At 58.6% G+C, this 14738-nt stretch carries 12 protein-coding genes; 4 read left to right on the top strand and 8 right to left on the bottom strand.

All coding sequences use genetic code 11. The features are described 5' to 3' along the window. Positions 1-9 precede the first annotated feature (9 nt). From WBG04_RS00945 to WBG04_RS00935, 3 genes are all read right to left on the bottom strand, one after another. Positions 10-1374 (bottom strand): ankyrin repeat domain-containing protein, encoded by a 1365-nt coding sequence (locus tag WBG04_RS00945; RefSeq protein WP_424312459.1) that lies wholly within the window; start codon positions 1372-1374, stop codon positions 10-12. Between the two features lie 145 nt (positions 1375-1519). After that, a complete protein-coding gene (locus WBG04_RS00940; RefSeq protein ID WP_424312458.1) occupies positions 1520-2863 on the bottom strand; it encodes a DUF1552 domain-containing protein in 1344 nt (447 codons plus the stop codon). Next, positions 2860-5211, bottom strand: coding sequence for a DUF1592 domain-containing protein (locus WBG04_RS00935; RefSeq protein ID WP_424312457.1), 2352 nt, complete (start codon positions 5209-5211; stop codon positions 2860-2862). Before WBG04_RS00935 ends, WBG04_RS00940 begins: the two co-directional genes overlap by 4 nt. A gap of 225 nt (positions 5212-5436) precedes the next feature. Here WBG04_RS00935 and WBG04_RS00930 point away from each other — a divergent pair, with 225 nt between their 5' ends. Then, positions 5437-6507 carry a pyridoxal-phosphate-dependent aminotransferase family protein gene (locus WBG04_RS00930; protein WP_424312456.1) on the top strand — a complete coding sequence of 357 codons (1071 nt, stop codon included), beginning with the start codon at positions 5437-5439 and terminating at the stop codon, positions 6505-6507. A gap of 132 nt (positions 6508-6639) precedes the next feature. Here the strand turns inward: WBG04_RS00930 and WBG04_RS00925 are convergent, their stop codons facing one another. The 3 genes from WBG04_RS00925 to WBG04_RS00915 are packed head-to-tail and all read right to left on the bottom strand — an operon-like array spanning position 6640 to position 9585. Next, positions 6640-7929, bottom strand: coding sequence for an aminopeptidase P N-terminal domain-containing protein (locus WBG04_RS00925; RefSeq protein ID WP_424312455.1), 1290 nt, complete (start codon positions 7927-7929; stop codon positions 6640-6642). 53 nt (positions 7930-7982) lie between these two features. Beyond that, the gene (locus tag WBG04_RS00920) at positions 7983-8837 is read right to left on the bottom strand and encodes an NAD(+)/NADH kinase (RefSeq protein WP_424312454.1); all 855 of its coding nucleotides are present in this window, start codon (positions 8835-8837) and stop codon (positions 7983-7985) included. A 19-nt stretch (positions 8838-8856) separates the two neighbouring features. Further along, complete coding sequence (locus WBG04_RS00915) at positions 8857-9585, bottom strand: TlyA family RNA methyltransferase (protein WP_424312453.1); 729 nt, start codon at positions 9583-9585, stop codon at positions 8857-8859. A gap of 263 nt (positions 9586-9848) precedes the next feature. Between WBG04_RS00915 and WBG04_RS00910 the strand changes: the two genes are divergently transcribed. Continuing rightward, complete coding sequence (locus tag WBG04_RS00910) at positions 9849-10913, top strand: 3-deoxy-7-phosphoheptulonate synthase (protein ID WP_424312452.1); 1065 nt, start codon at positions 9849-9851, stop codon at positions 10911-10913. A 385-nt stretch (positions 10914-11298) separates the two neighbouring features. Here the strand turns inward: WBG04_RS00910 and lpxD are convergent, their stop codons facing one another. Next, positions 11299-12327: a UDP-3-O-(3-hydroxymyristoyl)glucosamine N-acyltransferase gene (lpxD, locus tag WBG04_RS00905; RefSeq protein ID WP_424312451.1), complete on the bottom strand. Its 1029-nt coding sequence runs from the start codon at positions 12325-12327 to the stop codon at positions 11299-11301. A gap of 10 nt (positions 12328-12337) precedes the next feature. Next, on the bottom strand, positions 12338-12970 hold the full coding sequence (locus WBG04_RS00900; protein WP_424312450.1) for an OmpH family outer membrane protein: 633 nt from the start codon (positions 12968-12970) through the stop codon (positions 12338-12340). Between the two features lie 114 nt (positions 12971-13084). On the opposite strand from WBG04_RS00900, the gene panC reads away from it, so the two are divergent. Together panC and WBG04_RS00890 are read left to right on the top strand one after the other, a co-directional pair. Beyond that, the gene (gene panC, locus WBG04_RS00895; protein WP_424312449.1) at positions 13085-13906 is read left to right on the top strand and encodes a pantoate--beta-alanine ligase; all 822 of its coding nucleotides are present in this window, start codon (positions 13085-13087) and stop codon (positions 13904-13906) included. Positions 13907-13965: 59 nt separating this feature from the next. Beyond that, a partial coding sequence (locus WBG04_RS00890) for an FAD-binding protein (RefSeq protein WP_424312448.1) occupies positions 13966-14738 on the top strand: 773 nt, incomplete at its 3' end.

Genomic DNA, 14738 nt, shown 5'->3' with positions numbered 1-14738 from the left:
CTAACAGGGTCACTTCCCATACCCACGCTTCTTCGTATCCGGAGTAACGGGACCTCTCGGGGGAACCTCGGCGCCATTTTTCCTCATCATAGCCTCGACCGCATCCATCATCTCGGCGATCGGGCGGAAGTTGCCGCGACGGTAACCGCGCGCGATGGTCAACGGCGTGCGACCATAGCGGTTCTCCCGGTTCCAAACCTCAATGTCCGCCCCCTTTTCATCGAGCAAGGCCACCAACTTGAGTGAGGCCTTGTAAGCCGCTCCGTGCATCACGGTTTCCCCGTTGGCATCCGTCGCATTGATGTCCGCCCCAAGCTCCAGAAGGTAAAGCAGCGTCGCAATGGCGTCATCCTCCGTCCCCGCCTCCTCGCCGGGCGCATTCACCCCAATTCCACAGGTCATCAGAATCGGAGGTGTTTGATCGGCATTCGGAATCGCCGGATCAGCCCCGAGCTCCACCAGCAATTTCAGGAAGGGAAGATCGCAGGTTTCCGCAGCCATGAAAAATGGAGTGGCACCCCTTGGATTCATCGACTCCGCGTTCCCCCGACCCTGCTCAAGCCGTCGATTCACATCAGCCCCCGCTTCCACCAGCTTTCGAACAAATTCCAGACTCGTCACGTTTCCCGATCCATCCGGCGGCGGCACGCCGTTATCACCATCGCCTCGAACACTCTTCCGCACCCAGGTCATGGCATGTAGCGGCGTGAATCCAGAACGCTGGTCGTTGGGATCCGCACCCGCCGCCACCAGCTCAAGCGCCAACTCGAAATGCCCGTTCTCCACCGCCAGCATCAGCGCAGACGTGCCCGGCCTCATCGACTTTCCATTCGGCTTCTTCGGTCGCGCCACCTCATTCACCTCCGCCCCCGCCTCCAGCAAAACCTTCACCGCACTGATATGCCCCTGCCTCACCGCGAAAAGGAGCGGCGTAAAACCTGAATCAAGCTTCGCCTGCCCATCGGCACCATGCTTGAGCAAGCATCTCACCACTTCCTCGTGACCTTCCGCCGCTGCCCACATCAGCGCCGTCTGACCCCGACGCTCCTTCGCATCCACCGTCGCGCCCTTGGAAATCAGCGCTTCCACACAAGCCACGTCTCCCGTCCGGGAAGCCGTCATCAAACAGGTCTCACCACCAGCAAGCGAGCTGTTCGCATCCGCGCCTGCATCGAGCAACAAGAGCACGAGTTCCGCATTCCCATTCCGGCAAGCCAGCGAAAGCGCCGTCACCCCATGGCGATTCGCCTGCGTGGCCAAATCCCCATTCACCAACAGGGCCTTCACCGCCTCCGAATCATCCCGATGCGCAGCCTCTAACAACTGGTCCAGATCACCCGCGAATGCCAACGAACAAGCCGCCAATATCAACAACGAAACGACGCGGAATTGACGAAATTTAAAGGAAGCATGTCTCGCACCAAAAGGACCCGGCAGTGCCCTCAAATATTTCGCGTCATTTCGCGTTCTTCGTTGTTTCAAAAATCTGCGTCCATCCCCGTTCATCTGCGGTCAAAAATCAAATCCCAAGTGGCAGACTCAACTCGTCGATCGTGCCATTGCTGTCTCCGAACGAATCCAGATCCACGCCCGCCTTTTCGAGCAGGGTCAGGTGAAGGTTCGCAAGCGGCTGCGGCTTGTCGTAGCGAATGTGTCGACCGCCCTTCATCCCTCCCGCCGCACCGCCGGCAACGACCACCGGCAGGTTGTTGTGATCGTGCACATTCGGATTCCCCATGCCACTGCCGTAGAGAAACAAGGAGTGATCAAGCAGGGACCCATCCCCATCCCTGGTGCCTTTCATTTTCTCCAGGAACTCGGCGAAGAGCGACACATGGAAGGCATTGATCTTCGCCATGCGGGCAATTTTGTCCGGATCATTTCCGTGATGGGTCAGCGGATGGTGAGGATCGGTAACGCCTGTCTCCGGGTAGGTCCGATTGCTGGTTTCACGAGCCAACTGGAAGGTCGTGACCCGGGTGATGTCTCCCTGGAAAGCCAGAATCTGCAGCTCAAACATCAGCCGCGCGTGGTCCGCATACGAGGCCGGCACTCCTTCTGGACGGTCGAGATCCGGCAGGGGGTTGTCCTTGGCATCCGACTCCGCCTTCTGAATCCGGCGCTCCACTTCTCGAACCGCCTCCAGATAGTCATCCACCCGACCCCGATCGGCTGCGCCGAGTTCACGCTTCAGGCTCGCCAGATCATCACCCACCCAGTCAAGCAGGCTCGCCCGACGCTTCAAGGTTGCCTGCCGTTCCTCAGGTGTGGCTCCTTCGCCAAAAAGGCTCTCAAACACCAAGCGCGGATGAGCCTCCGCAGGAAGTGGCGTGGTAGGCGAGGACCACGAAAGGTTGTTCTGATAGACACAGGCATAACCGTTGTCGCACTGACCCACGGTCTGCATCAAATCCATCGACATCTCCAAGGACGGCAACTGGGTCGCGCCTCCGATATGCTGGGCGGCGATTTGATCCACCGTCGTCCCGAGAAAGTAGTCCGAGCTCTCGGTTCGTCGTGCCCGGGCTGCACTGAGGAAAGCGGCATTCGAGGTTGCATGCGTTCCCGGATAGGCCGGTTGCAGCTCCAGATTCGAAATCACCGAGATCTGATCCTTGACCGAGTCCAATGAACTCAGGATCGGCGACAACTGACCAAGCTTGTCACCCCCTTCAGGCGTCCAGCGCGTGATGTCGCAACCCATTGGCATGAACACAAAGCCAAGCCGCTTCACCGGCTTCGCCACGGTCAGCGTCGATGCCGTCGCTGCAGGAATCATCGCATCAAGCAAGGGCAGACCGATGGTCGCCCCCATGCCTCGGAGGAAGGTGCGGCGGTGAAGGGATTTTCTGGATAGGATCATGGCTTTTTTCTCATGGTGAAGGGGACGCTTTTGACGACCCCGATGATGATGTCTGAGAGCTTGTAGTTGGAGACCGCGGCCTCCCTCACGATGGACCGAACGGCAGGAGCATCCCGATGCTCGATACCTCGACCAACCCCGTAGGTTAGGAGTTTTTCAGCCACTGTCCGAGCAAAAAGCTCAGGGCTCTCCAAGAGACCGTCTTCCAGCCCCTCCACGCCCACGGACTTGGTCCCATCCGGCAAGCCGCCGGAAGCATCGACCGGCAGATCGCCCTCACGCGATCTCCAGCGCCCGATGGCATCGTAGTTTTCAAGCGAGAAACCCGGAGGATCCATCAACACATGGCAGGCGGCACAGCTCTTGTCCTCACGGTGGGCAGCCAAGCGCTCACGCATCGGAAGACTCTCGGAAATCACAACTTCATCGAGTGTCGGAGTATTCGGCGGCGGTGGCGGTGTCGGCGTCCCGAGGACATTTTCAAGAATCCAGTTCCCCCGGATCACCGGCGAAGTACGATTGGCATAGGAGGTCACGGCAAGAATGCTGCCATGCCTCAGCAAACCACCCCTTTGCCGATCCTCGCCGAGCGATACCCGACGAAATCGATTTCCATAAATACCAGGGATCTCGTAGTGCTTTGCGAGACGCTCGTTGAGAAAGGTGTAGTCCGCTTTCAGCAGATCCAGCACGCTCCGGTCCTCATCGAGGATGCTCTTGAAAAAAAGCTCCGTCTCCTTCTTGAACGCCTGCCTCAAGTTGTCATCAAAGTCGGGAAACAGTCGCAGGTCCGGAGAAACCGAATCCAGGTTTCGAAGATGAAGCCACTGATTGGCAAAGTTGGTCACCAAGGACTCCGCCTTCGGATCCGCCAGCATTCGGCGAACCTGTTGCTCAAGTTTCCTCGGATCGGATAGCTCACCCTTCTCCGCCGCCTGCAGCAGGGTCTCGTCAGGCAGACTGCTCCACAAAAAGAATGAGAGCCGCGATGCCAGTGTGACGTCGTCCAGCCGATAGACACCGCCGGGCTCGACCTCCGCCGGGTCCTCCTCAATACGGAAGAGGAATCGCGGACTCACTAAAATTGAACTCAAGGCCGCCTCAATCCCCGACTCGAAGCCATCTTCGGCGCTCACCTCTTCAAAGAAGCGCATCGGCCCGGCCAGATCCTCCTCACCAACCGGCCGGCGATAGGCCCTGCGCATCAAACCACTCAGGATTTCCTCCGCGCAGGCGACTTCATCCGCCTCGTTTTCCGGTATCCTCGTGAAGATCCTTTTCCGACTCGGCGTGCTCTTCTCCTCACCGATCGTTGAGTTCTCGAAAGGCCCCGAAATCGAAACCTGAAAAATTGCCGGAGCCTGACGCGGATGCCGGTGCATGTTATACTGCGCTTCGTAGGGCTTGCGCTTGATCTCAAGCAGCGACGATGACTTCTGGACAAAGGTGACACCCAACTTCTGAGGCCCTCCTGGCACTCGAATCCGCTGCTTGAGATTCGCATCCACCATCGCGGATCCCTTCGGACCCTTCGGCGGCTTGACGGTGAACTCCGCCATCTTCTCGTCACCGATCAGAACTTCGATTTGATGAGGCTCACGGAGCCCTTCCACGCTTTCGTTTCGATCCCTCGCCAAGCGGACATCAATCTCATATTCACCCGTCACCGGAAAAGTGTGATCAATCACCACACCACCCCGGGTGCCAAACGGCAGGCCTTCAAGGTGCTCGTCCTGAGTTCGATCGGCCGGCACGCGAACCACTCGAATCTGAGGCGAGCCCTGATCGCCACCCACCGCGATGCGGCTGATCTTTTGTGCCGCGCTGATGTAGCGATTGAGCAGCGTGGGCGAGAGACTCCCAACCGTGATATTGTCGAAACCATGGCTCGATTCGTCTTTCGGCAGCATCTCGCTGATATCGACCTCGACGGCCAAGAGATCACGAATCGCATGCTGATATTCGGTCCGGGTCAATCGACGGATCGCATCCACATGACCCGGATCAGGAGATTCGGCAGCACGGGTGTCAAAGTAATCCGTCAGCGCGGCCAGCGAGGCGTTGTAGGTTTCCTCATCTGGCCGAAACTCATCCGGAGGAGGCATTTGCCGGGCACCCATCCGTCGAATCACCTTTTCCCAGATCTCCGTATGATCGCCGAGCCCATCCTCGGCAATCGCCTCGAGATCCAAGCCACCTCGCTTGAGACCACCGTCATGGCAGTCGATGCAGTACTCATCGAGAAGCGCCGGAAGATCCGCCGCTTCAGTCGCCGCAAAACCCATCGACGCACTCATCCAAGTGATGGCGAGACTGCCTTGAACAATAGCGGGGATTTTTCGGGACACAGTGAGCTTTGGGAATTGAATCAATACAGGCGGAGAATACCGCACCTGTCAGGGAAAATTGGTGCACGCCCGGTCGAGCGCCTCCCCGGCGTGAATAAGCACCGTGATTCCTCAGCCCGGGGAATGATCGGCCCGATTCGCCGCTGCGGCCTGAATCCCTCTCAAACCTTCCTCATTCTCCAATTTCCCATTTCCAATTCCCCCATTCCCGCCTATCTCCCGCGCATGCCTTCACCAAAACTCTTCGCCCCCGGCCCGGTTGACGTTTCGCCAGAAACCTTCGCCGCCATGTCCCACACCATGATTGGGCACCGCGGCAAGGATTTCGAGGAACTCTACGCCTCCGTCCAACCGGGACTTAAAACGGTTTTCGGCACCGAACGGCCGGTCTTCCTTTCGACTTCATCCGCCTGGGGCGTGATGGAGGGCGCCCTGAAGAACCTCGTCCAAAAGAAGGTCCTCTGCCTCTGCTGCGGCGCCTTCTCCGACAAGTGGTTCGATGTCGCCAACAAGATGGGCTACGAGGCGGAAAAGATTCAAGTCGAGTGGGGTGAAGCCATCGACCCGGCCGCCGTGAAAGCGAAGCTTGAGGAAGGCGGATTTGACACCGTGACCTTCATCCATTCCGAAACCTCGACCGGAGTGCTCAATGACCTCGAGGGTATCGCCAAGGTGGTGAAATCCTTTCCCGATACCATGCTGATCGTCGACACCGTGTCGTCGCTCTCGACCGTGCCGATCAACATGGATGCCATCGGTGCCGACGTCATCCTTGCCGGAGTCCAGAAAGCCTTCGCGCTCCCTCCAGGCCTCGCGCTCTTTGCTGTCTCGGAAGCCGCTTTGGCCCGCGCCAAGGACATCCCGAACCGCGGCTACTATTTTGACTTCTTTGAGTTCGCCAAGAACGACGAAAAGAACAACACCCCGTCCACGCCATCGATCTCGATTCTTTTCGGACTCCAATACATGGTTGGTGTGATCGAAAAAGAAGGTCTGGAAAACCGCTTCGCGCGCCACGCCAAGACCAACGCAATGATCCACGCCTGGGGTGCCAAACACGGCTTCGAACTCTTCGCTCCCGAAGGTCGTCGTTCCAAAGCCCTGACCTGCTTCGCCACTCCGGAAGACTTCGATCTCCCGACCTTCATCAAGGACCTCAAGACAAAGCACAACTTCCTGATCAACGGCGGATACGGCAAAATCAAGGGCCTTACCTTCCGCATCTCCAACATGGGCAACGAAACCGAAGCCACCATGCAGGAACTCATCGATGCGATGGATGATGTCTTGGGCTGATCGGAGGCGGAACCCCGTGCCGCATGGGCAGAGCGCTCTTTGGTATTCGTAGAAAGACCGCTCCTTTGGTGGAAAGAACGTAACTGGGACGGACGAAGCCTTCACTTTACGGCACGAGGGCGTGCCGTCCCATCAAGCATTCATCAACTCCTCGATCTCTTCCGCTTCGATCGGGATGTTCGCCATCAGGTCGACGTTGCCATCAGGTCCAATCACGACGTCGTTCTCCAAACGAACCCCAAGCCCTTCCTCACGGATGTAGATGCCGCGCTCGATGGTGAAGACCATCCCCTCGGCAAAAGGCTGGTGCGGCGGCGCCACATCGTGGACATCCAACCCCATGTGATGCGAGGTGCCGTGCATGAAATACTTCTTCACCAAGGCCTTGTCCTCACCCTGCTCCCGCGATTCTTTCGCACTGATCAGCCCGAGATTCACCAACTCGGCCTCCATCAATTCGATGACCTGCTTCTGATATTCCAGCGGGGTGTTCCCAGGTCGGAGAATCTCATTCGCTCCACGAAAAACACGCAGCACGGAATCATAAACGTTCCGCTGACGTTCGGTGAAGCGCCCGTTGACCGGCACCGTCCGTGTCAGGTCGGAAGCCCAGCCACCATACTCGGCCGCCACATCCATCAGCAACATGTCTCCATCCTGACAGATGCAATCGTTCTCCAAATAGTGAAGCACGCAGGCATTTTTCCCGGAGCCGATGATCGGACTGTAGGCAAAGCCACGCGACTTCCGGCGGAGGAACTCGTGCATCAGTTCCGCTTCAATTTCCCATTCGCCGACACCCGGCTTGATGAAACCCAAGGTCCTTCGAAAACCGGCTTCAGTGATGTCACAAGCTTTCTGGATGAACTTGATCTCCTCGGGATCCTTCGTCATCCGCAACTGATGCATCAGGGGGGCCAGCCGCTCGTAGTGATGAAGGGGATAACGTGACTGGCAGCACTTGATGAAGCGATCATTCGCCGTCTCCACCACCACCGAAGCACGCAGGTGTTCGTTGGTCGGCAAATAGATGTGATCCACCTGGGGCACCAGGCGGTGAAGCCAGCCCTCGAAGCTGCTGGTCCACTCCACGCGCTTGATCCCCGTCTGCTTGCGCGCCTGCTCCTTGGACAACTTCTCCCCTTCCCAGATCGCGATGTGCTCGCTCGTTTCCTTGACGAAGAGAATTTCCCGCTCCTTGGGATCGACCGCATCCGGCATCAGCACCAGCACCGTTTCTTCCTGATCGACCCCGCTGAGATAGAAGAGATCAGCGTGCTGTTTGAAAGCCATCGTCCCATCCGCGTTGGTCGGATAAATATCGTTGGCTTTGACGACGACGATGCTGTTGGGCTTCAACAAGGCCCTCAAACGATCACGATTCCGGACGAAAAGCTGCGGATCAATCGGCTCATAGCGCATGCCCGCAGTTCAGCGCATGTCTGCTTCTCCGGCAAACCCATTCACCGACAGCCTCAACCACCCCGCCAGTTGAGCTTCTGCCGGAGAGCGGCATAGAATGAGCGATCCTCCAACCTCAGGAGGTTCAGCTTCTGGGCCGCCTTCCTGACTTCAATTCGGTCCTTGGCAAGAATCTCCATGCAATCGCGACCGTCGACGGTGAACAGCATCGGCCCGTCGGAAGTATCCTCCGGCGAAAGCTCGATCACCACTTCATCGTCCACGATCAAGGACCGCTGGCTCAGCGTGTGCGGACAAATCGGGGTGATCACGAATACCCCGGCAGACGGGCTTATCAATGGGCCACCCGCCGAGAGGGAGTACGCGGTCGACCCGGTCGGCGTCGCCACGATCAGGCCGTCGGCTCGATAATTGTTCAGCAGCTCACCATTCACCGAAGCACTCAGGGAGACCAGACGTCCCGTCTGACCACGAGCCAGCACCGCTTCGTTCAAGGCAATGAACTCACGTGGCTCCTCCCCCTCACGAATGACCCGGGCTGAAATCAGGGTTCTTCGGCTAGTACTGTAGTTGCCGCTCTTCAATGCGGCGCCAAAGGAGTCAATCTCGCCATCCGTGCAGCTGGTCAGAAAACCGAGCGTCCCGATATTGATCCCGGCAATCGGTTTCTCCGTCCCACCAAGCCTCGCCATCGCATTCAGCATGGTTCCATCCCCGCCAAGCACCGCGATGACATCGGCTGCTTCCGCCAGCTCGGAATCCGACAAGCCGCCGGTTTCCCCCGCCAACTCCGCCGTTTCCCGGGAAAGAATGGCTTCCAGTCCATCGGCCCGGAGAACATCGCCGAGGCGCTCAAGCGCTGCTTTCGCCCCAGCTTTATGGGGATTGGCGATGATACCGACCTTCATAAGCTCACTTCTAACCACATCATCCCAACCATGCAAGGAACTCGCGGTTCCCATCGGTGCCGGTGATCGGCGAGTCAACCAAGCCCTTCCATTCCCGACCCAGATCATCCACCACAAAGCTCCGGATTTTCTCCACTGCCCGCTGATGGAGCTCGGGATCCCTGACGATCCCGCCCTTTCCGATGTCGTCCCGCTGCAATTCGAACTGGGGCTTGATCAAGGGAATGATCGAACCCCCATCCTCAAGAACTTCGAAAGCCGCAGGCAAAATCTTGGTCAGCGAGATGAAGGACACATCGATCACGATCAGCGCCACCTTCTCTCCAAGGTCCGACTCGACCATGTGCCGTGCGTTGAACTTCTCCCGGACCTTCACCCGGGAGTCACTCCGGATCTTCCATGCCAGCTGATTCGTTCCCACGTCCACCGCATGGACCCGCTCGGCTCCCTGTTGCAGCAGGCAATCGGTGAATCCTCCCGTCGAAGCTCCGATATCCAGACAAATCAGACCGGATGGAGAGATCCCGAAGGCATCCAGTGCTCCCTCCATCTTCAGTCCCCCTCGCCCCACAAACTTCGGCTTCTCCTTCACTTCCAGCGGCATGTCTTCCGGCACCTTCGTCGCCGGTTTGTCGATCATTCGATCGCCACTCCGGACCTCCCCCGCCAGCACCAGCCTCTTCGCCTGTTCCCGCGTCTCGCAGAGACCCCGCGACACCAAAAGCACATCCACCCGCTCCTTCTTCACACCGCTGTGTATCCCGTTCGGATGCCGTCCGTCTAGTGCTGAGACATCGGGGATCGTTCAGGCTTTGGGGTACAGGGGTCAGGATTCAGGGGTCGGAAATACAAAAGCCATCGCGTGAGGCGAAGCCTTTTACGCGACTGACCACTGCCTGAATCCTGTTCCCCAAAGCCCGCAGCACCTTACCTCTCCGCAGCACCAACAACCTCACCTCATCCTACTTTCCCCCTTGCCAGTGCGCACCCGCAGCTTGCAACGTCCCACGCGTGACCCAGCACCGCACCGATGACCTCCGTATTTCCGGCCTGAATCCCCTGATTTCTCCGGCAGTCCTGAACTATTTCCAACCCATCACCGAGGAAGTTTCGGAGCTGGTTGCCAATTCACGGGAACAAGCCGACGCCATTCTCAAAGGCAAGGACGACCGTCTGCTCGTCGTCATCGGCCCGTGCTCGATCCACGACCCCGCCGCAGCGATCGAGTACGGAAAAAAACTCCAGCCGCTGATCGAACAGTATCGTGGCGAACTGCAGATCATCATGCGGGTCTATTTTGAAAAACCCCGCACCACCGTCGGCTGGAAGGGCCTGATCAACGATCCGAACCTCGACGGCTCGTTCGACATCAACCACGGCCTGCGCGTCGCCCGCGGCCTGCTGCTCGATCTCGCCAAACTCGGCATTCCTGCCGGCACCGAATTCCTGGATACCATCTCACCCCAGTACATCGCCGACCTGATCTCCTGGGGAGCCATCGGGGCCCGCACCACCGAAAGCCAGATCCACCGCGAACTCGCTTCCGGCCTTTCCATGCCCGTCGGATTCAAAAATGGCACCGGCGGTTCGATCCAGATCGCCCTCGATGCCATCCAATCGTCTTCGCGGCCCCACCATTTTCTCTCCGTCACCAAACAAGGCGTCTCCGCCATCGTCTCCACCACCGGCAACGACTCCTGCCACATCATTCTTCGCGGTGGAAAATCCGGACCGAATTACGAGGCCAAGGATGTCGACGAAGTCGTCGTCTCCCTCGAGGAACAGGGACTTCCTCCCCACGTGATGGTCGACTGCTCGCATGGCAATTCGCTCAAGGACTACCGCAACCAACCGCTGGTTGCCGCCAACCTCTGCAATCAGATCTCGAACGGATCCCGCTCCGTGACCGCCGTGATGATCGAGTCCAACCTCACCGAAGGAAATCAGAAGCTCAATCCCGACCTCAGCAAGCTCACCCACGGCCAGTCGGTTACCGACGCCTGCATCGGATGGGACGACACCATCAAGGTCCTCGAAAAATTCGCCGCCGCCGTGCGCGAGCGCCGCACCAACTGAGCCCGAACACAAGCGTTTGTAGTTCCACCTTCAGGTGGTGCCTTTCCTTCAACCGCCCTTTCTATCCGCAGCGGCATTGAATCATTGCCGATCGAGAAAGTTCCACCAACATCGATCGAGAGGACCCAGCGCCCGAAATTCTGGATCCAAAGAACCCGCCGGTTTTGGTTCGGATTGGCACGACTCCTACTCATGATCGGGTTCGTCACAGCTGTGGCCGCTGGTCATCATCGGCTCCATCCTTTGGCCCGTCTGGATTTACCGCGCCGACAAAAAGGAAGCGGAAATATTCTCCGCTCCCGACATTCTACACTCAGAGCGGTAAACCCTTGACTTCCATGTTTCCGGAAAAGTTCTCCATCAGGATTTTCACCTCCAGATTCATCTACTGATCCTTTTCCAAAACCTTCACCCGCTTCAGCAACTCCGGAAGCTTCCTGAGCGCGGCCTGCTGCCGCTGATGCACCATCAAAGGTTGGGCCGGAGTGCCTCCATACTTCTTCCCCCCATCCAAGCTGACCGCCACGCCACATCGACCCGCCAGCATCGCATGATCTCCAACCGTGAGATGCCCGGCGATTCCCGCCTGAGCGGCGACAATGACGTAGTCACCCGTCTTCGAACTGCCAGCCACCCCACTTTGGGAAACGAGGAAGTTATGCTTTCCGATGTGCACATTGTGCGCAATCTGAACGAGATTATCCACCTTGGTGCCCTCGCCGATCACCGTCCGACCGAAACGGGCCCGATCAATCGTCGTGTTGGCTCCGATCTCCACGTCGTCCTCCAGCACCACAATCCCGATCTGCTCAATCTTCTCATGCCGGCCGTTGACGGTCTCATAGCCGAAACCATCCGAGCCGATCACCGCACCCGGCTGAAGAATCACCCGATCTCCGAGAACGCAACGCTCGCGAATGGAAACGTTCGCATGCAGATGACAGTCACGACCGATCACCACCTGCTCACCAATCACGACGTTTGGCCCGATCTCCGAGCCCTCTCCGATCTGCGCTCCCGCCATCACGACCGCGCCGGCATGAATCCGGACCTTCGCCGGGTCCACTTTCACGGAAGGGTCAACCACCGCCTTCGGGTGAATCCCCGCCTGAAAACAATAGGAAAGGGCCTTGGTAAAATGCTTCACCGCCAGACCGAAGGCGTAGGAAGGATTCTCAACGGCAATCAAAGCCATCTCCTCGGACCCATCAGCGAAACCTTTGGGAACCATCACGACCCCGGCCTTGGATTTCAAAAACTGATTGTAGTATTTCTCGTTACCCAGAAACGAAATATCTTCGCGCACCGCCTCATCGAGCGAAGCGATGTTGTCGTAGACAGCAGAAAGCTCGCCCCGGACGATGTCTCCATCGACCAAGCGGGCGAGCTCGGAAAGGGTCAAGGCAACAGCCATCAAGGTCGACTTACTCGCCTGCTTCTCCCTCAGGAATAATAACTTCCTCGGTCACCTCAACTTCGGTTGGGGCATCCTTGTTGAGGGTCTTCAAAAGTGTCGCGGTGATGTCGGTCGCATCCTTCGTGTAGAGCAGAAACGGAACCTGCGAGGTGCTGAGGCCGGACTTGTCGAAGACATAGTCATAGTCTTCGGCCTTCGCCTGCTCTTCACCCAGTTTGCGGATTTCCTCAAGGATGCCCTTCATGCGCTGCACCATCTTCTCGTTGAGAGCCTGATTCCGGCGCTGCAGGAACTCACGACGCTCGCGGTCAAGCGCGATGCCTTCGTTCTGCTTCATCTGCCAGTCACGATAGACGGTCTGCTTCTTCGAATCGGAAATCGATGGATCATCGAGCTGCTTGCGCATGTTCTGAAGCTCGGTATCCAGCTCGCGGATGCGGGCCAGACGCTCGTTGTTCTCCTTCTGAATCCGAGCACGCTCAACGTTGATCTGCTTCTGGGCGGCGTTGGTGCGGTGGTATTCCTTGAAGAGCTGCTGCATGTCGATCGTGGCGATCTTCAGCTTCCCATCTTGGGCGGTGGCGGTTCCGACAAGGCCAACGGCCAGGATCAGGGCGGTAAAACGACGAATAATGGTCATGAATAATTGGGGATCTTCCTTAGGTTTCGAGGGAACCGTGAACGGAAAACCCGACCCCGTCAACGGTCGGTTCCGCACTTGCCGTCGGCCTCCCCACCCGGAAACCTAGCGCCCATGCGAATTGTCGCCGATCCCGCCACATTTCCTGCCCGCCCGCAGCAAGCCCGCATCCTCGTGCCCACCATGGGCGCGCTGCACGAAGGCCACCTCGAACTGATCCGCCGCGCCCGATCCTTCGCTGGACCAAATGGAGAGGTCGCCGTCTCGATTTTCGTCAATCCCATCCAATTCGACCGCCCCGACGACCTCGCCGCCTATCCCCGCCCGCTTGAAGACGATCTCGAAAAATGCCGCGCGGAGGGCGTCGACCTCGTTTTCACCCCGGAGGCCGACTCGATTTTCTTCCCCGATCGCTCGACCACCGTCCTCGAGTACTCCCTTTCAAAGACGCTCTGCGGAGCCACCCGGCCCGGCCACTTCGACGGCGTCTGCACCATCGTGCTGAAGCTCTTCAACCTCATCCAGCCCAGCGCCGCCGTTTTCGGGGAAAAAGACTACCAGCAACTCGCCATCATCCGCCGCATGGTCCGCGACTTGAATGTCCCGGTTGAAATCATCGCCCATCCGACGATCCGTGAATCCGACGGTCTGGCCATGTCCTCGCGCAACACCCGCCTCACCCCCGAGCAACGCACCGACGCCCCCCGCATCCGCCGGGCATTGGTCTCGGCCGCAAAAATGCTCACCCCGGCGTCGATCCTCGACACCGCCCGCGCCGCCATCGAGTCCCCCCTCAACCGCATCGACTACCTTCAACTCGTCGATGCCGAGACCCTTGAACCCGCCACCGATCTCAAGCGCTCCTCTTTGCTTGCGACCGCCGTTTTCTACGACAAGGTCCGCCTCATTGATAATCACGCCGTCCCATGGCATTGAACCTCACCGACTTTTAGGCTTTTCGAGCGCCTCCATTTAGATTTCCTGTCTTCCACCCCATGACCTCCGACTTCCTCGTCCTCGGCACCGGCATCGCAGGCCTGTCCTTTGCGATCCGCGCAGCCAAGCACGGGACGGTCACCGTCATCACCAAAGGCAAGGCGCTCGACTCCAATACCGCCTGGGCGCAGGGCGGCATCGCCTCGGTCCTCCCCGAAAACCTCCGCGATCCGGGAGATTCCTGCGAACTCCATGTCGCCGACACCCTCGATGCCGGCGCCGGACTTTGCAATGAGGAGGTCGTCCGCACCATCATCGGCGAAGGCACGGCCACCATCGATGATCTGGTCGCCCACGGTTCGGACTTTGACAAGGAAGGTGACCGCTTTCAACTCGGCAAGGAAGGCGGCCATAGCAAACGACGCATCCTTCATGCCCGGGATACCACCGGGCACGAGATCGCGACCTCCCTGCTCGAGACCGCTCGAAAGACCCCGAACCTCAGGATCCTCGAAGACCACTTCGCCATCGATCTGATCACCACCGGCAAACTCGGCGTCGTCACCGAAGACCGCGTGCTCGGTGCCTACGTCCTCGAGCGCGAAACTGGAGAAGTCAGGATCTTCCGCTCCGACCGCATCATTCTCGCCACCGGCGGCTGCGGAAAGGTCTACCTCTACACCACCAATCCGGACTCCTCCACGGGCGATGGCGTCGCGATGGCATGGCGTGCCGGAGCCCAGGTCGCCAACATGGAGTTCATCCAATTCCACCCGACCTGTTTCTACAACCCCGGCGCCACCGGCCCCGAAGCGCGCTCCTTCCTCGTTTC

The sequence above is a fragment of the Haloferula sp. genome (assembly GCF_049672945.1).
Classification (GTDB): domain Bacteria; phylum Verrucomicrobiota; class Verrucomicrobiia; order Verrucomicrobiales; family Akkermansiaceae; genus Haloferula.
The sequence above is the reverse complement of the archived record's forward strand: the minus strand, read 5'-3'. Positions and strand labels throughout refer to the sequence as shown.

Bases quoted from the DNA above. Each gene is read 5' to 3' on its own strand.
- WBG04_RS00900 (WP_424312450.1), bottom strand. From the start codon at position 12,970: ATGACCATTATTCGTCGTTTTACCGCCCTGATCCTGGCCGTTGGCCTT.
- WBG04_RS00930 (WP_424312456.1), top strand. From the start codon at position 5,437: ATGCCTTCACCAAAACTCTTCGCCCCCGGCCCGGTTGACGTTTCGCCA.
- WBG04_RS00925 (WP_424312455.1), bottom strand. From the start codon at position 7,929: ATGCGCTATGAGCCGATTGATCCGCAGCTTTTCGTCCGGAATCGTGAT.
- lpxD (WP_424312451.1), bottom strand. From the start codon at position 12,327: ATGGCTGTTGCCTTGACCCTTTCCGAGCTCGCCCGCTTGGTCGATGGA.
- WBG04_RS00920 (WP_424312454.1), bottom strand. From the start codon at position 8,837: ATGAAGGTCGGTATCATCGCCAATCCCCATAAAGCTGGGGCGAAAGCA.
- WBG04_RS00940 (WP_424312458.1), bottom strand. From the start codon at position 2,863: ATGATCCTATCCAGAAAATCCCTTCACCGCCGCACCTTCCTCCGAGGC.
- panC (WP_424312449.1), top strand. From the start codon at position 13,085: ATGCGAATTGTCGCCGATCCCGCCACATTTCCTGCCCGCCCGCAGCAA.